Here is a 25400-nt window from a genome sequence, read left to right as displayed (position 1 = left end):
TCCACCACCCTTTCACTAATCAAGTAGTGAAAGGGTGGTGGAAAGAAGGGGGCGGTGTCAACCGCCCCCTGGAAACCGGTGCTTACGACTCCGTGCGGTACATCAGGTCCACCTCGTGCGTGGCGAAGCCGAGCCCCTCGTACACCCGCACCGCCGCCGAGTTGTCCCCGTCCACGTACAGCATCGCCGTCGGCAGCCCCTGGGCCGCCAGGTGCCGCAGGCCGATCGCGGTGAGCGCCTTGCCGAGGCCGCCGCCCTGGGCCTCGGGCAGGATGCCGACCACGTACACCTCGCCGAGCTGCTCCTCGGCGTGCGTCTTCGTCCAGTGGAAGCCGACGAGCCGTCCGTCCTCCTCCGCGAGGAAGAAGCCCTTCGGGTCGAACCACGGCTCGGCGGTCCGGTCGTCCAGGTCCCGCTGGGTGAGGGAGCCCTGCTCGGGGTGGTGGGCGAAGGCGGCGGCGTTGACGGCGAGCCAGGCCGCGTCGTCCTGCCCGGGGACGAAGGTGCGGACGGTGACGCCCTCGGGCAGCACCGGCTCCGGGAGGTCGAGCGGCACCAGGGGCCGCCGCATCTGGCGCAGTTCGCGGAAGAGGGTCAGGCCGAGGACCTGGGCCAGGTGCCGGGCGGCCGGCTTGCCGCCGTGCGCCCAGACACGCAGCCGCTTGCCGGAGGCGTCGAGCAGGGCGGTGCCGAGCGCCCGGCCGTGCCCGAGCCCGCGCCGGCCGGGGTGGACGACCAGCTCGGCGGCCGGGGCCTCGATCGGGTCGGTCTCCTCCAGCTGGGCGTACCCGTACAGCCGGGAGCCGACGGTCAGCAGGAAGTGCCGCACGCCCTCGCGCCGTCCGTTGCGCAGATAGAGCCGGCCCTGCTCGGACACGGCGTGCATCCCGTCGGCCCGGTCGGCGGCCTCCAGGAGCTCCGATACGTCCTGGACCTGCTCGGGCGTGAGCTCGTCGTACGTGTGGATCTGCCGTCCGGGTTCGAGGGCCGGTGCCGTGTCGGAAGTCATGGCACGAGCCTACGGCGGCCCGACGCCGCCCGGCGGAAAGCGGGCGGCAACCGTCTTGTAATCCTCTCCCCCCTGTTGTGCTACGCGCGTTGACCCTAGGCTGCACCGGCATACGGGAAGTGCGTCCCGTAGAGGTGCAGAGGGAACAGAGGGCAGATGGCAGCGACACCCAGGAAGAACAAGACGGCGCGGCGGATCCTCGCCGCGGGGGCCGGGCTCGTGACGGTCGGGGCGCTCGTCGCCGCGATGCCGTCGGCCGGCGCGGCCGGCGACCGGTTCGGCGGCGGGCACGGCCACGGGCACGACAAGGGGAAGGGCCGTCTGGTCGACGTCCAGCTGCTCTCCTTCAACGACCTGCACGGCAACCTGGAGCCGCCGACCGGCTCGTCGGGCCGGCTGACCCACCTGAACGAGGACGGGACGACCCGGACCATCGAGGGCGTCGGCGGCGTCGAGTACCTCGCCACGCACCTGCGGCAGGCCCGCGAGGGCAGCCGGTACTCCATCACCGCCGCGGCGGGCGACATGATCGGCGCCTCGCCGCTGGTCTCCGGCCTCTTCCACGACGAGCCGACCATCGAGGCGCTGAACAGGCTCGACCTCGACGTGACCTCGGTCGGCAACCACGAGTTCGACGAGGGCGCGCGCGAGCTGGCCCGGATGCAGAACGGCGGCTGCCACCCGACCGAGGGCTGTTTCGAGAAGGGGAAGAAGTTCCGGGGCGCCGACTTCCCCTACCTCGCGGCCAACGTGACGAACGAGAAGACCGGAAGGCCGCTGCTCGACCCGTACTTCGTCTGGGAGCGCAACGGCGTCCGGATCGGCTTCATCGGCGTCACCCTCGAAGGCACGGCCGACATCGTGTCCGCCGAGGGCATCAAGGGCCTGAAGTTCGGCGACGAGGTCGAGACGATCAACAAGTACGCCAAGGTGCTGGAGCGCAAGGGCGTGAAGTCGATCGTCGCCCTGCTCCACGAGGGCGGCCTGCCCGCCTCGGGCGCGTACAACTACGACTGCGACAGCCCGGGCCCCGGCAACGGCATCTCCGGCCCGATCGTGGACATCGCCAAGAACGTCAGCCCGCAGGTCGACGCCCTGGTCACCGGCCACACCCACCAGGCGTACGCGTGCACGATCCCGGACCCGGCGGGCAAGCCGCGCACGGTCACCTCGGCGGCCTCCTTCGGGCGGCTCTACACCGACACGACGCTCACCTACGACCGGCGCACGAACGACATCGTCCGCACGGCCGTCGCCTCCGCGAACCACGTCGTCACCCGCGACGTGAAGCCGGCGCGTGACATGAGCAAGCTGATCGAGCGCTGGAGGACCCTGGCCGCGCCGATCGCCAACCGCCCCGTCGGCCACATCGCGGCCGACATCGAGAACCCGATCGACGCGTACGAGAAGCCGCTGGGCGACCTGATCGCGGACGCGCAGCTGGAGGGCATGGCCCCGGCCGGCAAGGGCGGCGCGCAGCTCGCCCTGATGAACCCGGGCGGCATCCGCGCCCCGCTGTCCCACAAGGCGTCCGGCGCCGAGGGCGACGGGGTCGTGACCTACGGCGAGGCGTACACCGTCCAGCCGTTCACCAACATGATGACGGCGGTCGACCTGACCGGCGCCCAGCTCGTCACCGCGCTCCAGCAGCAGGTCAGCGGCCCGAACCAGGCGGCCCCGAAGATCCTCCAGGTGTCGAAGGGCTTCACGTACACCCTGGACATGACGAAGACCGGCGCCGACCGGGTCGTGGTCTCCTCGGTGCGCCTGAACGGCGAGCCGATCGACCCGGCGAAGACCTACCGCGTCGCGATGAACGAGTTCCTGTCCGGCGGCGGCGACGGCTTCACGGTCCTGAAGGAGCACAGGAACAAGCTGGTCGGCGCGTCCGACCTGGACATGTTCACCGCCTACCTGGCGGCCCACTCCTCGGCCTCCGCCCCGCTGCCGGTGCCGGCGGCGGACCGCATCACGGTCGTCAAGTAACCCCATGGGGGAGGGGCGGCGGACCGTTTCGGCGGGCCGTCGCCCCTTTCGTTTCTTTCGAGACTTGCGTTTCTTTCGAATGAGTCGGATGCTGGAGGGGTCGCAGAGGAGGCGCGCATGAACAGCAGGGCCGAGGACAGGATGCTCCTGCCGGAGCACCGTGCGGAGATCGCGGAACTGCGCGACTGGCTGGCCGGGACGCCGAGCGCGCCCGAGCGGGCGATCCTGCGCGGCCCCGACGGCAGCGTGAAGGCCCTGCCCCCCGAGGTGTACGAGGCGCTGCTCGTCGTCGTCCACGCGCTGTCCGAGGGCAAGGCCGTCTCCGTCGCCCCCCAGGAGACCACCCTCACCACTCAACAGGCGGCGGACATGCTCGGCGTGAGCCGGCCGACCGTGGTCAAGCTGCTGGACCAGGGGGACATCCCCTTCACGCGGCCGGGCAGGCACCGGCGGGTGCTCCTGGCCGACGTCCTCGCCTACAGAGACCGGCGCCGCTCCCGCAGGCGGCGCGGTCTGGACGAACTGGTCGATCTGACCGAGGACGCCGGACTGTACGGCGAGTGACCGAGTGGGAGTGAAGTGCAGCGCGTTGTTCTGGACACCTGTGTCCTGTTCCCGAACTACCTCAGGGACACCCTGCTGAGGCTCACCGAGGAAGAGCTCTACGAGCCGCTCTGGTCGGCCGACATCCTCGACGAGCTCCGGCGCAACATCGCGGAGAAGATCGGGGAGGACAAGGCCAAGCGTCTCGTCGCCCACATGGAGGAGGCCTTTCCCGACAGCGCGGTGACCGAGTACGGGGCGCTCGTGCCCGTGATGACGAACGACCCCAAGCACCGGCACGTCCTCGCCGCGGCCGTGCGTGGACAGGCGCACGCGGTCGTGACGCTGAATCCGTCCGACTTCCCGCCGGAGTCCGCCGCTCCCTACGACATCGAGGTCCTGTCCCCCGACGACTTCCCGCTCGACATGCTCGACCTCGCGCCGGTCGCCGTTCCGGCGGTGCTCCGGACGCAGGCCGCGCGTTACCGGCGCGAGCCGCGTGACCTGCACGGCCTGCTCGACCGGCTCGCCGCCGGAGGCGCGCCGCAGTTCGCGGAGGAAGTGCGGCGCAGGTTGTGACACGGGGCCCGTCGGGCTCGTTCCGAGGGGGAGGGGCGGCGGACCGTTTCGGCGGGCCGCCGCCCCTCGTGTTGCGGGGCGCCGCCCCTCCCCGTCCCCGGCCGGCGTCCCTTTCCCGTCTTCCTCGTGCCGCACTCTGGCAGTTGTTGAAGTGGACCTGTCATAGTGCGGTGCCATGGAGCGACGACGATTCCTCGTGGGGGCCGCGGCCGCCGGTGCCGCCCTGTTCGTCGGGGCGCCTTCCGCCTCGGCCGTGGACGTGCGGGCGTGGATGGGGGCGCACGGGGACGGGACCGAGCTGGCGCGGCTCACCATCCCCGGCACGCACGACTCCGGCGCCCGGTTCGGCGGGCCCTGGAGCGCGTGCCAGAACACCACGATCGCCCAGCAGCTGGACAGCGGCATCCGCTTCCTGGACGTGCGGTGCCGGGTGACCGGGGGGTCGTTCGCGATCCACCACGGGGCCTCGTACCAGAACATGATGTTCGGCGACGTGCTGATCGCCTGCCGGGACTTCCTCGCCGCCCACCCCTCCGAGACCGTCCTCATGCGGGTCAAGCAGGAGTACTCCGAGGAGTCCGACGCCGCCTTCCGGGCCGTCTTCGACGACTATCTGGACAACCGGGGCTGGCGTTCCCTCTTCCGCATCGGGGACCGGTTGCCGCTCCTCGGCGAGGCCCGCGGGAAGGTCGTCCTCATCGCCGACAACGGCGGGCTCCCGGGACTGAAGTGGTGGGACGGGAGCCAGATCGCCCTCCAGGACGACTGGAACGCCCTGCCCGACGCCAAGTACCCCAAGATCCAGGCCCACTTCCGGGCCGCCGTCGCCCAGCCGGGGCGGCTCTACGTCAACTTCGTCAGCACCTCCGCGTACCTCCCGCCCCGCTGGAACTCCGACCGCCTCAACCCCCGCGTCCACGGCTTCCTCGACGGCGCCGAACTGGCCGGCCGGACCGGGCTCGGGATCGTCCCCCTGGACTTCCCGAACACCCGGTCAGGCCTGGTCGAGGCCCTCCTCCGGCACAACTGAGGCCCCGGAGGCACCGCTCGGCGGCGGTGTCGGCGCGCCCGGCAGCCGGATCGTCGCCACCGTCCCGCCGCCCTCCGCCGGGGCCAGCGCGACCGTCCCGCCCGCCTGCCGGACCGTACGGGCCACGATCGACAGGCCCAGGCCCGAGCCCGGCAGGCTGCGGGCCGACGGCGAGCGCCAGAAGCGGTCGAAGACGTGCGGCAGCTCGTCCGCCGGGATGCCCGGACCACGGTCCCGGACCGTCAGCTCGCCCCGCATCAGGGTCACCTCGACCGCGCCCCGGGGCGGCGAGAACTTCACCGCGTTGTCCAGGACGTTCACCAGGGCCCGTTCCAGCGCCGCCGGCTCCGCCCGTACGTACCAGGGCGCCAGGTCCGTCACGAAGGTCAGCTCCGGGCCGCGCAGCCGCGCCCGGTCCAGGGCCGCCCGCAGCACCGTGTGCAGCGGCACCACCTCCAGGGGCGCCGACCGCCCCGCGTCCGGTCTGGCCAGCTCCTGGAGGTCCCCGATCAGCGACGCCAGCTCCGTCATCTGCGCCTTCACCGAGGCCATCAGGGCCCGCCGGTCCTCCGGCGGGATCGCCCGGCCCGTCTCCTCGCTCCGCGCGAGGAGCTCGACGTTCGTGCGGAGCGAGGTCAGCGGCGTGCGCAGCTCGTGCCCCGCGTCCGCGATCAGCCGCGCCTGGAGGTCCCGGGAGGTCGCGAGCGCCGCCGTCATCGCGTTGAACGAGCGCGACAGGCGGGCGATCTCGTCCTCGCCCTCCACCGGGATGCGGACCGTCAGGTCCTCGGTCGCCGCCACGTGCTCGACGGCCCCCGTCAGCCGGTTCACCGGCTCCAGACCCGTCCGCGCCACCCACAGGCCCGCCGCGCCCGCGCCGACGACCCCGATCCCGGAGACCAGGAGCAGCACCCAGCGCAGCGTGGACATCGAGTTGTCGATCTCGGAGAGCGGCCGGGCCACGGAGACCGCGAGGCCGGGCTGCCCGCGCTGCGGATAGGTGGAGACCCGCATCTCGCGCCCGGCCTCGTCCTTCACCGTGTGCAGGACGTCCGCCAGACGGCCCTGCGCCACCGCCAGGTCGCCCTGCCCGACCGGGATCGCGGCCTCCCCCGAGGTGCACACGCTCCCGTCGGCGAAGACCGCCTGCACCGTGTACGAGCCGGCCATCGACGGCGGCGCGGCCCCCCGGCGGCAGAACGACAGGAGGAACTGCACGTCGTCCGGGTCGAACCGGGTGGAGCTCAGCGAGGAGTCCAGCTCGGCCTCCAGCTGCTCCCGCGTCACGAACCAGCAGGCCAGCGACACCGCCGCCACCGCGAGCGCCACCGCGACGGCGGTCAGCAGCGCGAGCCGGGAGCGCAACGGCCGGGAGCGGAACCAGGCCAGCGGGCGGAAGCGGGACCGGGGCCGGGCGGCCGGCGCGGGCGGGCCGGCGGGCGCGGGCGGGCCGGCGGGCGCGGGCGGGAACGGGGGCGTCGTCACTCCCCGCCCCCTCCGCGCAGCGCGTACCCCACGCCCCGCACCGTGTGGACCAGGCGCGGCTCGCCGCCCGCCTCCGTCTTGCGCCGCAGGTACATCACGTACACGTCCAGCGAGTTCGAGCTCGGTTCGAAGTCGAAGCCCCACACGGCCTTGAGGATCTGCTCGCGGGTCAGCACCTGGCGCGGATGCGTCAGGAACATCTCCAGGAGCGTGAACTCGGTCCGCGTCAGCTCCACGGTCCGGCCGCCCCGGGTCACCTCGCGGGTGGCCAGGTTCATCCGCAGGTCCTCGAAGGAGAGGACGTCGTCGTCCGGGGCGCCGGACGCCGCCGCCGCGTACGAGCTGCGGCGCAGCAGGGCCCGGATGCGGGCGAACAGCTCGTCCAGCTCGAAGGGCTTCACCAGGTAGTCGTCCGCGCCCGCGTCGAGCCCGGTGACCCGGTCGCCGACGGTGTCGCGGGCGGTGAGCATCAGGATCGGCACGGTCGAGCCGGACGCCCGGATGCGGCGGGCCGCCGTCAGGCCGTCCATGCGGGGCATCTGCACGTCGAGGACGACGAGGTCGGGGGCGTACGACTCCACGGCGGCGAGCGCGTCGAGCCCGTCGACGGCGTCCCGCGTCGCGTACCCCTCGAAGGCGAGGCTGCGGCGCAGGGCCTCCCGTACGGCGGGCTCGTCGTCGACGACGAGGATCCGCTCGGCTTCGTTCTGCTGTCCCGTCATGGAGGCAGCGTCCCACGTGTTCAGTTGCCGCCGCCCGAGCGGAGGTCGTCCAGGTCGGCCTTCACGGTGTCGATCGGGATCGCGAATCCGAGGCCGACGCTCCCGGCCGTGGAACCGTTCGAAGAACTGGGCGCATACATGGCCGAATTGATTCCGATGATCTCGCCGTTCATATTGATCAGCGCGCCGCCGGAATTCCCCGGATTGAGCGAGGCGTCGGTCTGGAGCGCCTTGTACGTGGTCTTCGACGAGCCCGTGTCGCCGTTGAACTGCTGCCCGCCGAACTCGAACGGCCACCCCTGCCGGGGGTCGTACTGCCGCCGGCCCTGGTCCTGGTCCTGGTCGTCGTCCTTCGCGACGGTCACGTCCCGGTCGAGGGCGGAGACGATCCCGCTGGTGACGGTCCCGGTCAGCCCCTCGGGGGAGCCGATCGCCACGACCTCGTCACCGACCTTCACGTCCTTCGAGCTGCCGAGCGAGGCGGCCTTGAGGCCGGACGCGCCCTTCAGCCCGATCAGCGCCAGGTCCTTGTCGGGGTCCGTGCCGACGACCTCGGCCGGGTAGGTCCTGCCGTCGTCCAGCCGCACGGTGATCTCGGAGGCGCCGGAGATCACGTGGTTGTTGGTGACGATCTCGCCGTCGGAGGTGATGATCACGCCCGAGCCGGTGGACTTGCCGGAGTTCGAGGCGGCGGAGATCTCCACGATGGAGGGGGAGACGGCCTCGGCCACCCCGGCGACCGTGCCGGCGCCGCGCGCGGCCACGTTCGTGCCGGCGACGGGGGAGGAGGCGGAGGTCGTCGCCGGCCCGGCGGTGAGCTGCTGGACCAGCGTGGCCGTGCCGCCGCCGATCGCGGCGGCCGCGATGGCCACGGCCGCCATGAGCCCGACCCCGCGCTTGGCGCGGCGGCGGGGGGCCGGGACGGGGGCGGGGAAGGCGGCGGTGGGTGCCGGGCCCGCCGGCGGCGGGACGTGCCCGCCGTGTCCCGCGTGCCCGCCGGACGGCCGGATCGTGGTCCCGTGCCCGGTGGTGAACGGCTCGTACGGGGCCCGTCCCGGCTCGTACGGCGGCCTCGGCGGGTAGTACGGCTGCTGCGGCTGCTCCTGGTGATCCGTCATGGGAAGACTCTCGGAGCCGTACATGAGAGCCGTCTGAGGAGCGGCTGAGAAGCCCGACAGAAGCCTGTATGCCCGATATAAAGCCCCGTGCGGGGACCGGAGGAAAAGCCCCGGGGCCGGGCGTCAGCGCAGGGTGGAGATCCGCGCCAGGTCCGGCCCGCCCCCGTCGCAGCCGCAGGAGCGGCGCACGATCAGGGCCGACGGGAAGAGCTTCACGCGCTCGCGGCGCGAGCCCGCCACCCGCAGCGAGTCGTCGAGGACCAGGTCGACCGCCGCCCGTGCCATCGCCGGGCGGTCGGAGTAGACGGTCGTCAGCGGCGGGTCGGTGAGCCCCGCCTCCTTCACGTCGTCGAAGCCCGCGACCGCCAGCTCGGTCGGCACCTCGATCCGCAGCTCGCGCGCCGCCCGCAGCACGCCGAAGGCCTGGTCGTCGGTGGAGCAGAAGATGGCCGGCGGCCTGTCCGGGCCCGCGAGCAGCTTCAGGGCCACCTGGTAGGCGTCGTAGCGGTTGTACGGCGCCTCGAAGAGCCGGCCCTCGGTGGAGCGGCCCGCCTCGACCATGGCCCGCCGCCAGCCCTCGACGTGGTCGGCGACCGGGTCGCCCACGGCCGGGGTGTTCGGCACACCGCCGAGGCACGCCACGTACGGGTGGCCGTGCTCCAGGAGGTGCCGGGTGACGAGCTGGGCGCCGCCGACGTCATCGGTGACGACGGCCACGTCGTCGATCGCCTCGGGCCGCTCGTGCAGCAGCACCACGCGCGCGTCCCAGGCCTCGATCTCGCTCGCGGCCTGCTCGCTCATGCCCTGGCTGACCAGGATCAGACCGGAGACCCGCATCCCGAGGAAGGCGCGCAGGTAGTGGATCTCGCGCTCGGTCCGGTAGTCGGAGTTCCCGACGAGGACCATCTTGCCGCGCTCGGCGGCGGCCTGCTCGACCGCGTGCGCCATCTCCGCGAAGAACGGCTGGCGCGCGTCCGGGACGATCATGCCTATGAGGTCGGTGCGCCGGGACGCCATCGCCTGGGCCACCCGGTCGGGGCGGTAGCCCAGCTCCTTGATGGCGGCGAGGACACGCTCGCGCGTGGCCGGGGCGACCGGCCTGGGTCCGTTGTTGATGACGTAGCTCACGACCGCGGTCGAAGTACCCGCCAGTCGAGCTACGTCATCCCGCGTCACCTTGGCCACGCGCGGCAGTCTACGCGGGGGGACCTACCTACCGGCAGGCCGCACTGTGGCATCCGCCACGTTCCTGTCCTCCGCGGGGGTGACGTCCTCCGTGGCGCCCTTGACGCGGGCGGCCCCTTCCTTGGCGCGCGCGCCCTCCTTGGCGCGGGCCTCCTCGGCCGCCCGCTCCACCTTCTCGGGGGCGACGAAGCGGTAGCCGACGTTGCGGACGGTGCCGATGAGGGACTCGTGCTCGGGGCCGAGCTTGGCCCGCAGCCGCCGCACGTGGACGTCGACCGTACGGGTGCCGCCGAAGTAGTCGTACCCCCACACCTCCTGGAGGAGCTGCGCGCGCGTGAAGACCCGGCCCGGGTGCTGGGCGAGGTACTTCAGGAGCTCGAACTCCTTGAAGGTGAGGTCCAGGACCCGGCCCTTGAGCTTCGCGCTGTACGTCGCCTCGTCGACCGACAGGTCGCCGTTGCGGATCTCCATCGGGGAGTCGTCGGAGACGATCTGCTGGCGGCCCATGGCGAGCCGCAGCCGGGCCTCGACCTCGGCCGGGCCCGCCGTGTCGAGGAGGACGTCGTCGATGCCCCAGTCGGCGGTGACGGCCGCGAGGCCGCCCTCGGTGACGACGAGGATCAGCGGACAGCCGGGCCCGGTGGACCGCAGCAGCTGGCAGAGCGAGCGGACCTGGGGGAGGTCGCGCCGGCCGTCGACGAGGATCACGTCCGCGCCGGGGGTGTCCACGAGGGCCGGGCCCTCGGCCGGTGCCACCCGGACGTTGTGCAGCAGCAGGCCGAGTGCGGGCAGCACCTCGGTCGACGGCTGGAGGGCGTTGGTCAGGAGGAGCAGTGAACTCATCGCCCACCACCTGCCCCGGTCGTGGTCATGCGATCGTGCTCGGTTCGCTCGCCCATAAGGTCGGTTCCTCCTCGGTCCCTGCGAGGACGTGCACTGCTTCGTACGGATCACTGCCTGCTCTCGCGCCCTGAGAGCTTTTGTTCATCCGTCCGTAACAACGGTCGGAAAACGCAAAAGGACCCGGTGGCTGCGTCGCCCGGATCCTCTGCCCAGCAGAATAGCCCAGATGCCTTCCGGTGGAGAGGGCGGATTTCACATCGTGGATGTCTCTTCGCTCACTTCCCGCACCCGGAACGCAATGTTGCGCGGGGGTGAGGCGGCCGTGTCGGGGCGGTTCGCGGACCCTCTCCCGCCGGGTTCACCGGGACGGCGGTCACCGGTCCGGCCCACGCGCGCATGGCCCATCATGGGGAGCGGCGCGCACACGAACGAAGGGAGCGCCGCTATGGCAGCGGGAACCATCCGCTACTGGGCCGCGGCCAAGGCCGCCGCCGGTGTCGCCGAGGAGCCGTACGCCGCCGAGCACCTGGCCGAGGCCCTGGACGCGGTCCGGGCGAAGCACCCGGGCGAGCTCGTCCGGGTCCTCCGGCGGTGCTCGTTCCTGGTCGACGGCGACCCCGTCGGCACCCGGAGCCATGAGACCGTACGGCTTGCCGAGGGCGGCACGGTCGAGGTGCTCCCCCCGTTCGCAGGAGGGTGAACCCCAGAGCAATGAGCAACGACCAGTACTACGGCGGGCAGCCGGACCCGTACGCGGGCGGGCAGCGGCCGTACGACCCGTACGCGGGCGGGCAGCAGGACCCCGACGTCACGCAGACGTGGGAGGGCCAGACCTGGGACACCCAGTACCAGCCGGCCGTCCGGCCCGGGCCCCACGGGGAGCAGCCGTACGCGCCGGAGCCGTACGGGGCCCAGGCGTACGAGCCGCAGCAGGCGTACGGGGAGCAGGCGTACGGACAGCAGGCGTACGGGGAGCAGCCGCAGGCGCAGCCGTACGAGCAGCCGCGGTACGAACAGCAGCCGCAGTACGGGCAGCAGTCGTACGGGCAGCCGCAGCCGCAGCCGCAGCCGTACGGGGACCAGCCCTCCGCGCCGCAGCCGTACGCGGGCGCGTACCGGCCGCAGCAAACCGCCGCTCCGGCCCCGGCCCACACCCCGGCCCCCGTCCCGGCTCCGGCGCCCGCCCCCGCCCCCGCTCCCGGCCTCGACGACGGGCCCGCCTACTCCTCGCCGACCACCTCCGGGAACACCCGGATCACCGACGCCCAGCGCGCCCGCGCCGAGGGGCGCTCGCCGGTCATCGAGCCCGGCATGCAGCCCGCCGCCCTGACGGCGACCCTCGGCCTGCTGATCGCCGGCGGCGCCGCCCTCGGCCCGTACGGCCTGCTCCTCCCGCTGGTCCTGCTCCAGGCGCTCACCGCGGCCGGCTGGTTCCGGCTCAACGGCATGTGGCCCGCCCGGCAGGGCATCGCCCTGGCCTTCGCCGGCGGCCTCGTCGCCGACGGCGTCCTGCTCGCCGCCGGCCGGGAGAACGCGGCCCCCGCGATCCTGGGCACGCTCGGCGTCTGGGTGCTGCTCTGCCTCGTCCTCCAGCTGCGCAGCCACGCGGACCCGGACGAGCGGATGTACGGCCTGATGGCCACCGTCGTCTCGGCGGCCCTGACCGTGGTCGCCACCGGGCACCTCGGCGCGGACCCCGACGCGGTGGTCGTCGGCGGGGTCGCGGTCGCCGCCGCCGTCCTCGCCAAGGCGCTGCCGCTGCCCGGCCCGGTCTCCGTGGTCGCCGCGCTGCTCGCCTCGGCCGGTGCCGGGATCGCGGCCGGCGGGCTCACGGACCCGGGCGCGTCCGGGGCGCTGCTCGGCCTCGGCGCCGGGGTCTGCGCCCTGGTCGGCCTGCGGGCGGCCAGCTATGACTACCCGTCGCGGTTCGTCCACATGACGGCGGGCGTCGCGCTGCCGCTGACGGCCGCCGCGCCCGCCGTGTACCTGCTCGGCCGCGCCCTGGCCTGACCCGGCGCCGCACCGCGCCGGGGCCGTCCGGGCGCGGGAACCAACCGGACCCCCGGCACGTCGATCTTCGTGTCGGGGGTCGAAAACTTTCACGGGGGGACGCACAGCCCATGCGAGCACTGCGGATTCTGCTCATCCTGGCCGTCGTCCTCGGTGGGGCCCTCGTCGGGATCGACCGTCTGGCCGCGTCCTACGTGGAGTCGGAGGCGGCGGGCTGGACGAAGGCCTCCGGCGTCCGGAGCGAGTCGATCGAGGTCGACGTCAAGGGCTTCCCCTTCCTCACCCAGGCCGCGGCCAAGCGGCTCGACGAGGTGGACGTGCGGGCGACCGGCATCCAGGCGCGGGCGGGCGACCGGCAGATCCGGGTCGGCGAGCTGGACGTCGTCCTGCGGGACGTGACCGTGACCGGCGACTGGACGGGCGCGAGGGCGGGCTCCGCGGCCGGCGCCGCCCTCATCTCCTACGCGGACCTCACCGCCGCCTCCGAGCGCGAGGCCACCGTCGCCTACGGCGGCGACGGCAAGGTGAAGGTCACCGGCAGCGTCAAGGTCCTGGGCCGCACCCTGACCCGGACGGTCGTCTCGACGGTGACCGCCGTGAACGGCGACACGATCCGGGTCCGCGCCGACGAGGTGCCCGGCGAGGGCATCCCGGGCGTGGAGGACCTGGTCCGCGCCCGCACCGACTTCGAGCGCCCGCTGCACGTCCTCGCCGGAATGAAAGTGGAGAAGGTCGAGCCGCGCCCGGAGGGCCTGGTGGTCACGGTCTCGGGCAAGGACGTCTCCCTGGCGGGCTGAGCGCCCGGGACCGGCGAGGGGCTCGTTCCTACCCGCTGGTCACATACTGAGACGATGCCGCCCGATCCGCGGAAACGGAACCGGACACCTCGGTGCGGAGGCACCCGGAGCCGTCCGGGACCGTGATCGCGTCCCACATCTCGGACGATCGCGTCTCAAAATACGACACGCCGGTGACACGGCCGCCTGTCCGTCCCTACGATCGGGGCCATGGAGCGACAGGCGGATCTCACGAAGCGGCGGGCAGTAGACCTGTGCCGCGTCGCCGCCATGCTCTGTCGCTCCGTCTGAGCGGGACGTCCGACCCCGCCCTCCCCACGGCCCGCCGACCGACGTCGGGGCCGCATCTCGCGCAGCCGTACGCCGTCGCCGCACGCTTCCGACGCGTACCCGCACCACCCGCACCACACCGCCGCACACTGCCCCGGAGGAGAACAGCATGGCTCGCAGCGACGTCCTGGTCGACGCGGACTGGGTCGAGGCCAACCTCGACAACCCGCAGGTCGCCATCGTCGAGGTCGACGAGGACACCTCGGCCTACGAGAAGAACCACATCCGCAACGCCATCCGCATCGACTGGACCCAGGACCTCCAGGACCCGGTCCGCCGCGACTTCATCGACCAGGAGGGCTTCGAGAAGCTCCTCTCGGCCAAGGGCATCGCGAACGACACCACGGTCGTGCTCTACGGCGGCAACAACAACTGGTTCGCCTCCTACGCCTACTGGTACTTCAAGCTCTACGGCCACCAGGACGTGAAGCTCCTCGACGGCGGCCGCAAGAAGTGGGAGCTCGACTCCCGCGACCTGGTCGACGGCTCCGAGGTCCCCAGCCGCCCGGCCACCGCGTACAAGGCCAAGGCCCAGGACGCCTCGATCCGCGCCTTCCGCGACGACGTCGTGGCCGCGATCGGCGCCCAGAACCTGGTCGACGTGCGCTCGCCCGACGAGTTCTCCGGCAAGCTCCTCGCCCCGGCGCACCTCCCGCAGGAGCAGTCGCAGCGCCCCGGCCACGTGCCGAGCGCCCGCAACATCCCGTGGTCGAAGAACGCCAACGACGACGGCACCTTCAAGTCGGACGACGAGCTCAAGGCCCTCTACGAGGCCGAGCAGGTCGACCTGGCGAAGGACACCATCGCCTACTGCCGCATCGGTGAGCGCTCCGCGCTCACGTGGTTCGTCCTGCACGAGCTCCTCGAGGTCCCGAACGTCAAGAACTACGACGGCTCGTGGACCGAGTACGGCTCCCTCGTCGGCGTGCCGATCGAGCTCGGCGCCGCCAAGTAACCCCTCCGGACCTCCCCTCTTCCGGACCCCTCGACCGTAAGGACAGAACAGCATGTGTGGAGCGCAGCCCGGCGGCCCCGACGCCTCGACGATCAAGCCCGGTGAGACCACCATCCAGGGCTTCGTGACCAAGGACGGCGAGCCGGTCACCGGTTACGTCCGCCTCCTGGACTCGACCGGCGAGTTCACGGCCGAGGTCCCGACCTCCGCCACCGGACAGTTCCGCTTCTACGCGGCCGAGGGCACCTGGACCGTCCGCGCCCTGGTGCCGGGCGGCACCGCCGACCGCAAGGTCGTGGCGCAGAAGGGCGGCCTCGCGGAGGTCGCCATCGCGGTCTGACCCGCGACGCTCGATCGGCCGAAGGGCCGTGCCTCCTGGTGGGTTGGACGCCGTTCCGGGACTTGGGGCACGGCCCTTCGGTCTGCCCGGACGTAGGCTGGAGGGGTGTACGCACGCCGTCGCCGCGTCTACTTCTGGATGATGGGCGCCTGCCTGTTCCTCTTCGTGGGCGCCTGGGCCGTCGTACGCCTCTTCTCGACGCCGGCCGCCGTCGCCATGTGCGTCGTCGCCATGCTCATCCCCCCGGTCGCCGCGATGACCGCCAACCGCCGCGGCCCGGAGGACCGTTGGTGGGACGACCCCTCGGGGGACCCGCAGTCGGACGAGTGGTGGGACGAGCTGGACGGCAAGAAGCGCCGGGAGCGCTGAGCTCCGTGGGGGTCAGTAGACGAGGGCCTGCACGTCGTCCGTCGTCGCCTCCTGGACGAAGACCTGCGCGCCGGCGATGCGGACGCCGTCCAGGACGTCCTTCTCCGTGATCTCGCGGCGGGCCGCGCACTGCGTGCAGAGCGTCACGCGCCCGCCCGCCAGGATCGAGTCGAGCAGGTCCGGCAGCGGCGCGGCGTGCGGGAGCTCGAACTCGGCCGCCCGGCCCGGCAGGGCGAACCAGGAGGACTCGCCGGTCAGCCAGAGCGACACCTCGACCCCGCTGGCGACGGCCACGGCGGCCACCGTGAAGGCCTGCGAGCAGCGTTCGGGGGAATCGGCCCCCGCGGTCACCTTGATCACGAGCTTCTTCGCCATGCACCGAACTGTAATGCGAGACGCCGCAACCTCATGCACACCTCACGTGTCAGGTGGGTGCGCGGGTGACGGAATCCGCGCTTCAGGTCTCGTGGGGGGACTCTCGAACGACGAAGGAGGCATCCCCGAACAGGGGAGAACACCGCCTGCCGAGGCTCCGGACGCCTCGGAGGCGCCGGCCGGCGCCGCGCCCGCCGCGCGGCCCCGCCGCCGGGGCCTCCGCACGGCCGGGCGGCTCGCCGTCGCCGCCGTCCTCGGAATCGTCGGCGGGACCGCCGTCGGCCACGGCATCCAGGCCGGGCGCGAGCCGACCCCGCTCCCGCCGCTGAACCAGCCGGCCCTCGCGTACCCGAAGCCGCTCCCGAGGGGAGAGGAGCCCGAGCCGTTCTCGGCGGCGGAGGACCGGCAGGTGAAGGCGGAGGGCGACCTGCGCCTCCACCCCGCCGAGCGGGCTGCTCCTGCCGGTGCCGGAGGGCCACGCGCTCGGCGCGGACGTCGAGGAGGGATACGGCACCGACCACGAGGTGGCCGCCAAGGAGGCCGTGGCCCTCTTCAAGCGGCTGGACAACGGCCTCTGCGGCAAGAAGCGCCGGGCGTACGAGAAGGGCGTCGACCGGCTCGGGATCCAGGGCATGGCGATGCGCTCGTACGCGTCGCAGGACGAGGAGCTCCATGTGGAGGCGTTCGTCCTGCGCATGAAGGACAAGGGGAAGGTCCGCGAGTTCTTCGAGCTGCGGCGGGAGCCGGCCGGCCTCGCGGGGCTGGCCGAGGGGCCGGAGATCGAGGCCCGCGCCGGGAACGCCGCCTGCTTCGTGATGCCGGGCCCCGAGCGGCCGGAGGACGCCGAGGAAGAGGAGCGGTGGCAGGACCGGCTGCGGGGCACGGCCTGTTCGGCGTACGACGACGAGGTCCTGGTCTCCGTCACGTCGGCCGAGGTCGGCGGACCGCACACGGAGGCCGTGGCGGACCTCGTGGAGAAGCAGCTCCGCCACATCGGGTCCCCGGGGGAGTACGGATGACCGAGCCGCTGACCGTGACCCCGGAGTCCGCGCCCGTCCAGGAGCCTCCCGCCCCGGCGCAGGAGCCCGCCGCCCCCGGCCGGGCCCGCCGTCACCGTGCCGTTCCGGCAGACCCTCGTCCTCCAGGCGCAGCTGCTCGGCCGACCGCTCCGCCCGAGACCCACCTCACCGAGTGGGCCGGACCCCGGGCCACTAAGCTGGGGTCCGGCCCGTTCCGCGTCCACACCTCAGCCGAGGAGCACCCCGTGATCATTTTCTTCGAAGCTCTGCTGGTCCTGGTCTGCGTCGGCGTGCTCGCCTTCGCCGGCCTGACCGTGAAGAAGCTGTACCAGGGCCAGCGGTAACCCCCTCTAGAGAACGCCAGAGCTGCTCATGATCGAGATCCCGTCCGACCTCAACCCGGACCTCGTCCCCCTCGCGTTCCTGCTCGGCACGTGGGAGGGCGCGGGCGTCTCCGACTTCCCCGGCGCCGAGAAGTGCAACTTCGGCCAGTCCGTGACCTTCAGCCACGACGGCCGGGACTTCCTGGAGTACCACTCGCACTCCTGGGTCCTGGACGAGAAGGGCGAGAAGGTCCGTCCGCTGGAGAGCGAGAGCGGGTACTGGCGGATCGACAAGGACCGCAAGGTCGAGGTCGTCATGGTCCGCGACCAGGGCGTCGTCGAGATCTGGTACGGCGAGCTCGCCGACCAGAAGCCGCAGATCGACCTGGCGACGGACGCCGTCGCCCGGACGGCCGCCTCGGGCCCGTACAGCGGTGGCAAGCGCCTGTACGGCTACGTCAAGGGCGACCTCATGTGGGTGGGCGAGAAGGCGACCCCCGAGGTCCCGCTGCGCCCCTACATGTCGGCGCACCTGAAGAAGGTCGTCACGCCGGAGGAGGTCGCGGAGATGGCCCGCAACCTGCCCGACATGCCGGACGACGGCATCGCCTTCTTCCGCTAGAAGCCGTTCCGGGAAGCCCTGGGGTCGCGCGCCGCGCCCTCCTACACTGGGGGCGTGGTGAGCACCGACTGGAAGAGCGACCTGCGGCAGCGCGGCTACCGGCTGACGCCGCAGCGCCAGCTTGTCCTGGAGGCCGTCGACGCGCTGGAGCACGCGACGCCCGACGACATCCTCTGCGAGGTCCGCAAGACGGCCTCCGGGGTGAACATCTCCACCGTGTACCGGACCCTGGAGCTCCTGGAGGAGCTCGGGCTGGTCAGCCACGCGCACCTGGGGCACGGGGCCCCGACGTACCACCTCGCCGACCGGCACCACCACCTCCACCTGGTCTGCCGGGACTGCTCCGGGGTGATCGAGGCGGACGTCGAGGTGGCCGCCGAGTTCACCGGGAAGCTCCGCGAGACCTTCGGCTTCGAGACGGACATGAAGCACTTCGCGATCTTCGGGCGGTGCGGGGACTGCGCCGCGAAGAAGCGCGAGGAGGTCCCGGGGCACGAGTAGGGCTCCTCGTGCGCCCCCGGCCCCGGCCGGTCCCGGACAGGGAGTCGTAGGCTTTCCCCATGCAGCGACATTCCACGACCAGCCCCCTGCTGTCCCTGCCCGGCGCCGTCGCCGCCGAGGGGCGTGACGAGGGCGTCGCCGCGCACTACGGCGACCTGTTCCGTGAGCAGCGCGCCCTCGCGGAGGGCGAGGGCTTCGTCGACCTCTCGCACCGCGGCGTCGTCGCCGTCTCCGGCGACGACCGGCTGAGCTGGCTGCACCTGCTGCTCACCCAGTACATGACCGACCTGCCGCCCGGGCGGGCCACCGAGGCGCTGATCCTCTCCGCGAACGGGCACATCGAGCACGCCCTCTACCTCGTGGACGACGGCGAGACGGTGTGGGCGCACGTCGAGCCGGGCACGCAGGGCGAGCTGATCGCCTACCTGGAGTCGATGAAGTTCTTCTACCGGGTCGAGGTCGCCGACCGCACCGAGGACACCGCGGTCGTCCACCTCCCGGCCGGCTCCATCGCCGAGGCCCCCGAGGGCGTCGTCGTACGGGAGACCCCGCACGGGCGCGACCTGTTCCTGCCCCGCGCCGACCTGGAGTCCTTCGCCGCCTCGCACGGCCCGGCGGCCGGGATCCTCGCGTACGAGGCGCTGCGGGTCGAGGCGTACCGGCCCCGGCTCGGCTTCGAGACCGACCACCGGACCATCCCGCACGAGATCGGACTCATCGGCGGCGCCGTCCACCTCCAGAAGGGCTGCTACCGGGGGCAGGAGACCGTCGCCCGCGTGCAGAACCTGGGCAAGCCCCCGCGCCGCCTGGTCTTCCTGCACCTGGACGGCAGCGAGGTGATCCTGCCGGGCCACGGCACCCCCGTCCGGCTCGCCTCCGACGGCGAGGACGGGCGCCAGCTGGGCTTCGTGACCACCGCCGTCCGCCACCACGAGCTGGGCCCGATCGCCCTGGCCCTGGTGAAGCGGAACGTCCCCGTGGACGCCCCGCTGGTCGCCGGGACGACGGCGGCGGCGCAGGAGGTCGTCGTCGAGCCGTAGGCCGTGGGCCGTCAGACCTCGATCAGTACGGTGAACGGGCCGTGGTTCGTGAGCGAGACGCGCATGTCCGCTCCGAAGCGGCCCGTCTCCACGTGCGCGCCCAGCTCGCGCAGCCGGTGCACCACCTCGTCCACGAGGGGTTCGGCGACCGGTCCCGGCGCGGCCGCGTTCCAGGTGGGGCGGCGGCCCTTGCGGGCGTCTCCGTAGAGGGTGAACTGGGAGATCACGAGCAGCGGCGCGTTCACGTCGGAGCACGACTTCTCGTCGTCCAGTACCCGGACGGACCAGAGTTTTCCGGCCAATCGGGCGGCCTTCTCCGGGGTGTCGTCATGGGTCACCCCGACCAGGACGCACAGCCCCTCGCCCTTGATCTCACCGACGGTCTCCCCTGCGACGACGACGCTCGCGCCGTCGACCCTCTGCACCACTGCTCGCATGCGCCCCAACCTACCCACCCGAATCGGGGAGGGGCCGAACGGGTGCAGAGCGCCTGCACGTGCCCGGGTGGGAGTGGCACCATGCGTGTCAGGCGGTGCGGCTCCGCACCGGTCGAGGGGACGAAACTCATGAGTGCACCTGGCACCGGGCCGACGCCGTCCGGTCCCGTACCGCTGACGCGGTCCGGCGGTTCCTCCGTGACGCGGCCGCCCGCGCAGCGGACCTCCGAGCCCGCCCTGCCGGACCGGGCGCAGCCGGACCTCGGCACGCTGCGGCTGCCCGAGCTGCGCGCGCTGCGCCGGGACGCGCAGAGCGACGAGGCCGACCTGAGCTACGTGCGGCGGATGCTCCAGGGCCGGATCGACATCCTGCGGGCCGAGCTGGCGCGCCGGACCGACCCGGAGGCCCCGGTCCTCGACCGGCTCTCCGAGATCCTCGCCGACGTGCCCTCGCGGCACCGCACGTCGGCCCGGCACGTGACGCTGTCGACGCCGCGCGGGGAGGAGTACCGGCGGCTCGCGGCCGAGATGCTGTCCGAGGTCGAGCTGTCGGACCTGACGGCCCGTACGGACGACGAGCTGCACGCGGCGATGGGGCGGCTCGCGGGGTACGAGCAGCAGATCTCCCGGCGCCGGCAGGAGCTCCAGCGGACGGCCGACGACTGCGGGGCGGAGATCGCCCGCCGGTACCGGGAGGGCGAGGCGCAGGTCGACGACCTGCTGGCCTGAGGCCTTTCGGGCCGCTTCCGGGGTGTTTCCGGGCTGCTTCCGGGGGCGGTCCCGGGGCGTTTCCGGGGCGGTTTTCCGGGGCGGTCCCGGGGCGGCCGAAAATCCGGTGCGGGTCCGTCGGGGGCCTGCGTAGGGTCGAAGGATGACTGTCGACATACGTCCGGTGACGGAGTCCGAGTTCCCCGACTGGCTGCGGGGTCTGCGCACCGGCTTCCTCCGTCCGCCCGACGTGCCCGACGGGGACGTGGCCGACCGGCTGCCGCACGTGGACCTGGCGCGGACCCTCGGGGCGTTCGACCGGGACCGGGTCGTCGCCACCTTCCGCTCGTTCCGGCAGGAGGTCAGCACGGTCGGCGGGGGCGGCCTCACCGCCGACGCGATCACCCAGGTGACCGTCTCGCCGACGCACCGGCGCCAGGGCCTGCTGAGCCACATGATGGCCGCCGACCTGGCCGTCGCGAAGGAGCGGGGCGACGCGCTCGCGACCCTGATCGCCGCCGAGTACCCGATCTACGGCCGGTTCGGCTTCGGTCCGGCGAGCTGGACCACCGAGTGGAGCGTGGACCTGCGGCGGGCCGGGCTCGACCCGCGCCGCTCGGGCCGCCCCGAGGACGGCGGCCGCGTCGACCTGTCCGACGGCGACGAGATCCGCAAGATCGGGCCCGGGCTGCACCGGCGGCTCGCCGGGGTCCGGGCCGGGGTCACCGACCGGACCGAGCGCGGCTGGGCCCAGGGCACCGGCCTCGGCTTCCAGCTCGACCCGTGGACGGAGCCGTACTACGCGGTGTACCGGTCGGAGTCCGGCGAGCCCGAGGGGTTCGTGTCGTACCGCACCGACGACAAGTGGGACGACGCCAAGCAGCCGGTGAACACCGCGACCGTGCGGGACCTGATCGCCGTCACCCCGGCCGCCGAGCGCGCCCTGTGGCTGTACCTCTGCTCGCTGGACTGGGTGACCACGGTCCGCTCCGGCTACCGCGCGCCCGACGACCCGCTGCCGGAGCTGCTTCCGGACCCGCGCGCGGCGAGGACGGTGTCCCACGCGGACATGCTGTGGGTGCGGGTCCTGGACGTGCCCCGGCTCCTGGAGGGCCGCACGTACCCGGTGGCGGACGGCCTCGTCCTGGAGGTGCGGGACGCGGACGGCCCCGCGGGCGGGCGCTTCCGCCTCGACGCCTCGCCGGAGGGCGCCTCCTGCGTCCGTACGGACGCGTCCGCCGACCTCGTCCTCGGCGTCGCGGAGCTGGGGACGCTGGCGTTCGGCGACCACTCGGCGGTACGGCTCGCCCGGCTCGGGCGCGTCGAGGAGGCGGTGCCCGGGGCGGCGGCCCGCGCCGAGCTGCTGTTCCGCACGCCGCTGCGGCCGTTCTCGCCCGACATCTTCTGAGCGCCGTGCCCTTCCGGGGCTCAGCGGGTCCGGGGGCTCAGCGGGTCCGGAAGCGGAAGAGGCAGCCGGAGGCGGCGAGCGCCACGGTCAGCAGGCCCGCGCACCAGGCCAGCGCGATCCACGGCGCGTCACCGGCCGGTCGGTCGAGCAACAGGCCGCGCATCGACTCGATGAGCGGGGTCACCGGCTGGTGCTCGGCGAAGCCGTGCAGCCAGCTCGGCATGGTCTCGATCGGCACGAACGCGCTGCTCGGGTACGGCAGGAACATCATGAAGAAGGTGACGGCCCCGGCCGCCTCCGCCGTCCTCGTGACGAGCCCGAGCGCCGCCGACAGCCAGGAGACGGCGGTGATCCAGGCGAGCAGCAGCCCGATCGCCGCGAGCCAGCCGGCGGCGGTCCCGGCCGGGCGGAAGCCGATGGCGAAGGCCGCGCCGAGCACGAGGGCGGTGGAGAGCGCGTTGCGGGTGACGGTGGCGGCGACGTGCCCGGCGAGGAACGGCGTGCCGCCGACGTCGAGCGTGCGGAAGCGGTCGACGACCCCGAGCCGCATGTCCTCGCTGACGGAGACGGCGGTGCTCGCCGCGCCGAACCCGGCGCAGAGGACGAGGACGCCGGGGACGACGTAGGTCACGTACCGGGTGCCGGTGTCGATCGCTCCGCCGAAGAAGTAGACGAAGACCAGCATCAGCATGATCGGCAGCATCATCGAGGTGATGACGGCGTCGAGGTTGCGGCGGCTGATGCGGATGCCGCGGCCCGCGAGGACGGTCGCGGAGGAGAGGGCGTCAGACACGGCTGGGCTCCTTGTCGTTCACGGGGAGGGCGGTGGTGTCGGTGAGGGCGAGGAAGACGTCGTCGAGCGTGGCCGTGTGGAGGGTGAAGCGGTCGACGTCCCGGCGCTCCGGGTCGAGGACGTCGAGGAGCGCGCGGACGTGGGCGGCGCTGCCGTCGGTGGGGACGCCGAGGGAGAGGGCGTCGGGGGTGGCCGTGACGGAGCCGGTCGTGACGGCGGACGCGGCGGACGTGAGCCGCAGATGGGCCTCCCGGTCCCGGGCGACGAGGTCGAGCCGGTGTTCCGCGTACCGCGACTTGAGCGCGGCGGGGGTGCCCGTCGCGAGGGTGCGGCCCGCGCCGAGGACGGTGATGTCGTCGGCGAGCCGGTCGGCCTCCTCCAGGTACTGGGTGGTGAGGAAGACGGTCGTGCCGGCGGCGGACAGTTCCCGGACCGCGTCCCACAGCTCCTGGCGGCTGCGCGGGTCGAGGCCGGTGGTGGGTTCGTCGAGGAACATCACCCGGGTGGTGCCGGGGTCGCGGACGAGCCCGGCGGCGAGGTCGAGGCGGCGGCGCATGCCGCCCGAGTACGTCCTGACGAGCCGGTCGCCGGCCTCGGCGAGGCGGAAGCGTTCGAGGAGTTCGGCGGCGCGGCGGGCGGCGGCGCGGCGGGGGAGCCCGGAGAGCCGGGCCGCGGTCCGCAGGTTCTCGGCGCCGGTCTGGGTCTCGTCGACGGCGGCGTACTGGCCGGTGAGGCTGATCGCGCGGCGCACCCGGGAGCGCTCGGTGACGATGTCGTGCCCCGCCACGCGCGCGTGGCCGGAGCCGGGCCGGGTGAGGGTGGCGAGGATGCGGACGGTGGTGGTCTTCCCGGCGCCGTTGGGGCCGAGGAGGGCGAAGACGGTGCCCTCGGCGACCCGCAGGTCGAGGGAGTCGAGGACGCGGACGGAGCCGTGGCTCTTGGACAGGGCGGTGGCTTCGACGGCCGGAGACATGACGTGCTCCTTGGGCTCGTGGAGGGCTCGTGGAAGGCACGGCGGAGTGCCGCGCCAGTACTGCGTATGCCTTACGCGTTACTGTGTAAGGGTTACGCATTACTAGGATGGGCGTCAAGCACGCGGGGCCCTGCGGGCGGCGGGCGCGGGCTCGTACGCGCCGTACGTGCCGTACGGGTCGCGAGTGGTGCGGGCGGTGTGCGTCCCGCGGGGCGTACGAGGTGCGGAGGCGGAAGGTCATGGCGGACGGCGGAAGCGGCCGGGGCGACGGGCGGGCGGGAGCCGGGACGGGCGGCCCGGCGGCGGACCGGGAGCCGGCCGGCCGGCCGGGGTCCCGCGCGGCACGGGAGCCGGGCGGCCGGCCGGGGTCCCGCGCGGGCGACCCGGCCGGTGGCGGGTCCTTCCTGCCGCCCGCGATCGAGGCGTCCTGGGGGGTGCGGGAGCGGCCCTCCAAGGGGCCCAGGCCCAGCCTGACCCTGGACCGGATCGTCGGCGCGGCCGTCTCCCTCGCCTCGACCGAAGGGCTCGACGCCGTCTCCATGGGCCGGGTCGCCAAGGAGCTGGGCGTCTCGACCATGTCGCTCTACCGGTACGTCTCCGCCAAGAGCGAGCTGTACGTCCTCATGCAGGAGGCCGCGACGGGCGCCCCGCCCGACCACCTCCCCCCGCCCGGCGCCGACTGGCGCGAGGCGCTGGCGGCCTGGGCCTGGGCGATGCGCGAGGTCTACCACCGCAACCTCTGGCTGCTGCGGGTCCCCGTCGCCGGGCCGCCCGCGACCCCGAACATGGTCGCCTGGTGGGAGAAGGCCCTCGTCGCCCTGGAGGGGACGGGCCTGGACGAGGGCGCCGTGCTCTCGGTGACCCTGCTCGTGGCCGGTTACGTGAAGAACGAGGCCGTCCTGACGGCCGACCTCGCCGCCGTGGTCGCCGCGAGCGACGACCCGCCGGAGCAGGTCATGGCCCGGTACGCCCGCACCCTGCGACGGCTCGCGTCCCCGGAGGAGTACCCGGCGGTGACGCGGATCCTCGACTCGGGCGCCCTGGACGTCGCCGACGCCCCGGAGGACGAGTTCCGCTTCGGCCTGGACCGGATCCTGGACGGGGTCGCGGTCCTGGTGGCGGGCAGGGGGGCCACGCCGTGACGGGGAAGCCCGGCGGGGGCACCGCACCGGCCCCGGGATCCGGCCGGGGCGCCGCACCGGCCCCGGGGCCCGACCGGGACGCCGCGCCGGCCCCCGGTCTCCGCGAGCGCAAGAAGGCCCGCACCCGGCAGGCCCTGTCGGACGCCGCGATCGCCCTCTTCCTGGAGCGCGGGTTCGACGGCGTCTCCGTCGCGGAGGTGGCCGCCGCCGCCGAGGTCTCGAAGCCGACGCTCTTCCGGTACTTCCCCGCCAAGGAGGACCTGGTCCTGTACCGGTTCGCGGACCACCGGGACGAGCCGGCCCGCGTGGTGGAGGCGGGGCGCGCCGTCGGCACGGCCCCGCTCGACGCCCTGTACGCGCACCTGCGCGACGGCCTGGAGCGGCGCGATCCGGTCACCGGACTCTGCGACGCGCCCGAGGTCCTGGCGTACCACCGCCTCCTCTACGGCACTCCGGCGCTGCTCGCCCGCCTCCACGCGTACCAGGCCGGTGCGGAGGACTCCCTCGCGGGCGCGCTCGGCGGCGACCCGCTGGTGGCGCGGCTCGCCGCCGCGCAGATCGTGGCCGTGCTCCGGGTCCTCGCGGACGGCAACGCGGCCCGGATCGCGGGCGGCGAGACGGCGGACGCGGTGGCGGAGGACGCGGTGGCGGCGGCGGGGAGGGCGTTCGGGACGCTGCGGGAGGGGCTTCCGTACGGAAGCCCGAAGCCTCTCATTCCTGAGTAAAAAATGTAACTCAGTAACGCTTTCCGTCAGGCT

29 protein-coding genes are annotated in these 25400 nt (G+C 73.2%); 19 read left to right on the top strand and 10 right to left on the bottom strand.

Translation table 11 applies throughout. The annotated features are described in order from the left end of the window. Positions 1–82: 82 nt before the first annotated feature. Positions 83–1009: a mycothiol synthase gene (gene mshD / locus OO47_RS28070; protein ID WP_030220993.1), complete on the bottom strand. Its 927-nt coding sequence runs from the start codon at positions 1007–1009 to the stop codon at positions 83–85. 156 nt (positions 1010–1165) lie between these two features. Between mshD and OO47_RS28065 the strand changes: the two genes are divergently transcribed. From OO47_RS28065 to OO47_RS28050, 4 genes are all read left to right on the top strand, one after another. Next, positions 1166–2995: a bifunctional metallophosphatase/5'-nucleotidase gene (locus OO47_RS28065; RefSeq protein WP_030220991.1), complete on the top strand. Its 1830-nt coding sequence runs from the start codon at positions 1166–1168 to the stop codon at positions 2993–2995. A 117-nt stretch (positions 2996–3112) separates the two neighbouring features. Next, positions 3113–3559 carry a helix-turn-helix domain-containing protein gene (locus tag OO47_RS28060; RefSeq protein ID WP_030220989.1) on the top strand — a complete coding sequence of 149 codons (447 nt, stop codon included), beginning with the start codon at positions 3113–3115 and terminating at the stop codon, positions 3557–3559. 15 nt (positions 3560–3574) lie between these two features. After that, complete coding sequence (locus OO47_RS28055) at positions 3575–4117, top strand: PIN domain-containing protein (protein WP_030220986.1); 543 nt, start codon at positions 3575–3577, stop codon at positions 4115–4117. Positions 4118–4292: 175 nt separating this feature from the next. Further along, positions 4293–5147, top strand: coding sequence for a phosphatidylinositol-specific phospholipase C (locus OO47_RS28050; RefSeq protein WP_030220983.1), 855 nt, complete (start codon positions 4293–4295; stop codon positions 5145–5147). Here OO47_RS28050 and OO47_RS28045 read toward each other — a convergent pair. The 5 genes from OO47_RS28045 to OO47_RS28025 form a co-directional block, all read right to left on the bottom strand. Further along, positions 5112–6536, bottom strand: a complete 1425-nt coding sequence (locus OO47_RS28045; protein ID WP_033210559.1) for a HAMP domain-containing sensor histidine kinase — start codon at positions 6534–6536, stop codon at positions 5112–5114. The genes OO47_RS28050 and OO47_RS28045 overlap by 36 nt on opposite strands. 92 nt (positions 6537–6628) lie before the next feature. Beyond that, positions 6629–7354 carry a response regulator transcription factor gene (locus OO47_RS28040; RefSeq protein WP_030220977.1) on the bottom strand — a complete coding sequence of 242 codons (726 nt, stop codon included), beginning with the start codon at positions 7352–7354 and terminating at the stop codon, positions 6629–6631. A gap of 20 nt (positions 7355–7374) precedes the next feature. Further along, positions 7375–8472, bottom strand: a complete 1098-nt coding sequence (locus OO47_RS28035; RefSeq protein WP_030220973.1) for a S1C family serine protease — start codon at positions 8470–8472, stop codon at positions 7375–7377. Positions 8473–8595: 123 nt separating this feature from the next. Further along, positions 8596–9657 carry a LacI family DNA-binding transcriptional regulator gene (locus OO47_RS28030; RefSeq protein WP_030220970.1) on the bottom strand — a complete coding sequence of 354 codons (1062 nt, stop codon included), beginning with the start codon at positions 9655–9657 and terminating at the stop codon, positions 8596–8598. Positions 9658–9681: 24 nt separating this feature from the next. Next, a complete protein-coding gene (locus tag OO47_RS28025) occupies positions 9682–10500 on the bottom strand; it encodes a response regulator transcription factor (RefSeq protein ID WP_030220967.1) in 819 nt (272 codons plus the stop codon). Between the two features lie 445 nt (positions 10501–10945). Here OO47_RS28025 and OO47_RS28020 point away from each other — a divergent pair, with 445 nt between their 5' ends. From OO47_RS28020 to OO47_RS27995, 7 genes are all read left to right on the top strand, one after another. Beyond that, positions 10946–11200: a MoaD/ThiS family protein gene (locus OO47_RS28020; protein ID WP_030220964.1), complete on the top strand. Its 255-nt coding sequence runs from the start codon at positions 10946–10948 to the stop codon at positions 11198–11200. 11 nt (positions 11201–11211) lie between these two features. Then, positions 11212–12510: a membrane protein gene (locus tag OO47_RS28015; RefSeq protein WP_030220960.1), complete on the top strand. Its 1299-nt coding sequence runs from the start codon at positions 11212–11214 to the stop codon at positions 12508–12510. A gap of 110 nt (positions 12511–12620) precedes the next feature. Then, complete coding sequence (locus tag OO47_RS28010) at positions 12621–13307, top strand: LmeA family phospholipid-binding protein (RefSeq protein WP_030220957.1); 687 nt, start codon at positions 12621–12623, stop codon at positions 13305–13307. Between the two features lie 210 nt (positions 13308–13517). Continuing rightward, complete coding sequence (locus tag OO47_RS38840) at positions 13518–13598, top strand: Ms5788A family Cys-rich leader peptide (protein ID WP_407696364.1); 81 nt, start codon at positions 13518–13520, stop codon at positions 13596–13598. A 148-nt stretch (positions 13599–13746) separates the two neighbouring features. Next, on the top strand, positions 13747–14592 hold the full coding sequence (locus tag OO47_RS28005) for a sulfurtransferase (RefSeq protein ID WP_030220954.1): 846 nt from the start codon (positions 13747–13749) through the stop codon (positions 14590–14592). A 52-nt stretch (positions 14593–14644) separates the two neighbouring features. Beyond that, positions 14645–14932: a DUF1416 domain-containing protein gene (locus OO47_RS28000; RefSeq protein WP_030220952.1), complete on the top strand. Its 288-nt coding sequence runs from the start codon at positions 14645–14647 to the stop codon at positions 14930–14932. Between the two features lie 105 nt (positions 14933–15037). Next, positions 15038–15301: a DUF3099 domain-containing protein gene (locus OO47_RS27995; protein ID WP_030220950.1), complete on the top strand. Its 264-nt coding sequence runs from the start codon at positions 15038–15040 to the stop codon at positions 15299–15301. Positions 15302–15313: 12 nt separating this feature from the next. Here OO47_RS27995 and OO47_RS27990 read toward each other — a convergent pair whose 3' ends face one another. Further along, positions 15314–15676 (bottom strand): DsrE family protein, encoded by a 363-nt coding sequence (locus OO47_RS27990; RefSeq protein WP_030220947.1) that lies wholly within the window; start codon positions 15674–15676, stop codon positions 15314–15316. A 464-nt stretch (positions 15677–16140) separates the two neighbouring features. On the opposite strand from OO47_RS27990, the gene OO47_RS27980 reads away from it, so the two are divergent. The 4 genes from OO47_RS27980 (at position 16141) to ygfZ (ending at position 19181) form a co-directional block, all read left to right on the top strand. Continuing rightward, on the top strand, positions 16141–16695 hold the full coding sequence (locus OO47_RS27980) for a hypothetical protein (RefSeq protein WP_051716304.1): 555 nt from the start codon (positions 16141–16143) through the stop codon (positions 16693–16695). 372 nt (positions 16696–17067) lie between these two features. After that, positions 17068–17640 carry an FABP family protein gene (locus OO47_RS27970; protein WP_030220934.1) on the top strand — a complete coding sequence of 191 codons (573 nt, stop codon included), beginning with the start codon at positions 17068–17070 and terminating at the stop codon, positions 17638–17640. 54 nt (positions 17641–17694) lie between these two features. Beyond that, the gene (locus tag OO47_RS27965; RefSeq protein ID WP_030220930.1) at positions 17695–18141 is read left to right on the top strand and encodes a Fur family transcriptional regulator; all 447 of its coding nucleotides are present in this window, start codon (positions 17695–17697) and stop codon (positions 18139–18141) included. Between the two features lie 59 nt (positions 18142–18200). After that, positions 18201–19181: a CAF17-like 4Fe-4S cluster assembly/insertion protein YgfZ gene (ygfZ, locus tag OO47_RS27960; RefSeq protein ID WP_030220927.1), complete on the top strand. Its 981-nt coding sequence runs from the start codon at positions 18201–18203 to the stop codon at positions 19179–19181. Between the two features lie 11 nt (positions 19182–19192). On the opposite strand, the gene dtd is transcribed toward ygfZ, so the two are convergent. Further along, positions 19193–19618 (bottom strand): D-aminoacyl-tRNA deacylase, encoded by a 426-nt coding sequence (dtd, locus tag OO47_RS27955; RefSeq protein ID WP_030220924.1) that lies wholly within the window; start codon positions 19616–19618, stop codon positions 19193–19195. Between the two features lie 129 nt (positions 19619–19747). Between dtd and OO47_RS27950 the strand changes: the two genes are divergently transcribed. Both OO47_RS27950 and OO47_RS27945 read left to right on the top strand, forming a co-directional pair. Further along, positions 19748–20347 carry an RsiG family protein gene (locus tag OO47_RS27950; protein WP_033210544.1) on the top strand — a complete coding sequence of 200 codons (600 nt, stop codon included), beginning with the start codon at positions 19748–19750 and terminating at the stop codon, positions 20345–20347. A 142-nt stretch (positions 20348–20489) separates the two neighbouring features. Then, the gene (locus OO47_RS27945) at positions 20490–21734 is read left to right on the top strand and encodes a GNAT family N-acetyltransferase (protein ID WP_030220918.1); all 1245 of its coding nucleotides are present in this window, start codon (positions 20490–20492) and stop codon (positions 21732–21734) included. A gap of 37 nt (positions 21735–21771) precedes the next feature. On the opposite strand, the gene OO47_RS27940 is transcribed toward OO47_RS27945, so the two are convergent. Then, positions 21772–22527 (bottom strand): ABC transporter permease, encoded by a 756-nt coding sequence (locus OO47_RS27940; RefSeq protein ID WP_030220914.1) that lies wholly within the window; start codon positions 22525–22527, stop codon positions 21772–21774. Continuing rightward, positions 22520–23500 carry a daunorubicin resistance protein DrrA family ABC transporter ATP-binding protein gene (locus OO47_RS27935; protein ID WP_030220910.1) on the bottom strand — a complete coding sequence of 327 codons (981 nt, stop codon included), beginning with the start codon at positions 23498–23500 and terminating at the stop codon, positions 22520–22522. Before OO47_RS27935 ends, OO47_RS27940 begins: the two co-directional genes overlap by 8 nt. A gap of 239 nt (positions 23501–23739) precedes the next feature. On the opposite strand from OO47_RS27935, the gene OO47_RS27930 reads away from it, so the two are divergent. Beyond that, positions 23740–24642: a TetR/AcrR family transcriptional regulator gene (locus OO47_RS27930; protein ID WP_078489959.1), complete on the top strand. Its 903-nt coding sequence runs from the start codon at positions 23740–23742 to the stop codon at positions 24640–24642. Further along, a complete protein-coding gene (locus OO47_RS27925; RefSeq protein ID WP_051716303.1) occupies positions 24639–25367 on the top strand; it encodes a TetR/AcrR family transcriptional regulator in 729 nt (242 codons plus the stop codon). Before OO47_RS27930 ends, OO47_RS27925 begins: the two co-directional genes overlap by 4 nt. Positions 25368–25400: the final 33 nt, after the last annotated feature.

This window comes from Streptomyces bikiniensis (assembly GCF_000716625.1).
Classification (GTDB): Bacteria; Actinomycetota; Actinomycetes; order Streptomycetales; family Streptomycetaceae; genus Streptomyces; species Streptomyces bikiniensis.
The sequence above is the reverse complement of the archived record's forward strand: the minus strand, read 5'-3'. Positions and strand labels throughout refer to the sequence as shown.

Coding starts and splice junctions, on each gene's coding strand:
- mshD (WP_030220993.1), bottom strand. CDS start 1,009: ATGACTTCCGACACGGCACCGGCCCTCGAACCCGGACGGCAGATCCAC.
- OO47_RS28040 (WP_030220977.1), bottom strand. CDS start 7,354: ATGACGGGACAGCAGAACGAAGCCGAGCGGATCCTCGTCGTCGACGAC.
- OO47_RS28035 (WP_030220973.1), bottom strand. CDS start 8,472: ATGACGGATCACCAGGAGCAGCCGCAGCAGCCGTACTACCCGCCGAGG.
- OO47_RS28020 (WP_030220964.1), top strand. CDS start 10,946: ATGGCAGCGGGAACCATCCGCTACTGGGCCGCGGCCAAGGCCGCCGCC.
- OO47_RS28010 (WP_030220957.1), top strand. CDS start 12,621: ATGCGAGCACTGCGGATTCTGCTCATCCTGGCCGTCGTCCTCGGTGGG.
- OO47_RS28015 (WP_030220960.1), top strand. CDS start 11,212: ATGAGCAACGACCAGTACTACGGCGGGCAGCCGGACCCGTACGCGGGC.
- OO47_RS27990 (WP_030220947.1), bottom strand. CDS start 15,676: ATGGCGAAGAAGCTCGTGATCAAGGTGACCGCGGGGGCCGATTCCCCC.
- OO47_RS28025 (WP_030220967.1), bottom strand. CDS start 10,500: ATGAGTTCACTGCTCCTCCTGACCAACGCCCTCCAGCCGTCGACCGAG.
- OO47_RS27945 (WP_030220918.1), top strand. CDS start 20,490: ATGACTGTCGACATACGTCCGGTGACGGAGTCCGAGTTCCCCGACTGG.
- OO47_RS38840 (WP_407696364.1), top strand. CDS start 13,518: ATGGAGCGACAGGCGGATCTCACGAAGCGGCGGGCAGTAGACCTGTGC.
- OO47_RS28065 (WP_030220991.1), top strand. CDS start 1,166: ATGGCAGCGACACCCAGGAAGAACAAGACGGCGCGGCGGATCCTCGCC.
- ygfZ (WP_030220927.1), top strand. CDS start 18,201: ATGCAGCGACATTCCACGACCAGCCCCCTGCTGTCCCTGCCCGGCGCC.
- OO47_RS28060 (WP_030220989.1), top strand. CDS start 3,113: ATGAACAGCAGGGCCGAGGACAGGATGCTCCTGCCGGAGCACCGTGCG.
- OO47_RS28050 (WP_030220983.1), top strand. CDS start 4,293: ATGGAGCGACGACGATTCCTCGTGGGGGCCGCGGCCGCCGGTGCCGCC.
- OO47_RS28005 (WP_030220954.1), top strand. CDS start 13,747: ATGGCTCGCAGCGACGTCCTGGTCGACGCGGACTGGGTCGAGGCCAAC.
- OO47_RS27935 (WP_030220910.1), bottom strand. CDS start 23,500: ATGTCTCCGGCCGTCGAAGCCACCGCCCTGTCCAAGAGCCACGGCTCC.
- OO47_RS28000 (WP_030220952.1), top strand. CDS start 14,645: ATGTGTGGAGCGCAGCCCGGCGGCCCCGACGCCTCGACGATCAAGCCC.
- OO47_RS27930 (WP_078489959.1), top strand. CDS start 23,740: ATGGCGGACGGCGGAAGCGGCCGGGGCGACGGGCGGGCGGGAGCCGGG.
- OO47_RS27970 (WP_030220934.1), top strand. CDS start 17,068: ATGATCGAGATCCCGTCCGACCTCAACCCGGACCTCGTCCCCCTCGCG.
- dtd (WP_030220924.1), bottom strand. CDS start 19,618: ATGCGAGCAGTGGTGCAGAGGGTCGACGGCGCGAGCGTCGTCGTCGCA.
- OO47_RS27950 (WP_033210544.1), top strand. CDS start 19,748: ATGAGTGCACCTGGCACCGGGCCGACGCCGTCCGGTCCCGTACCGCTG.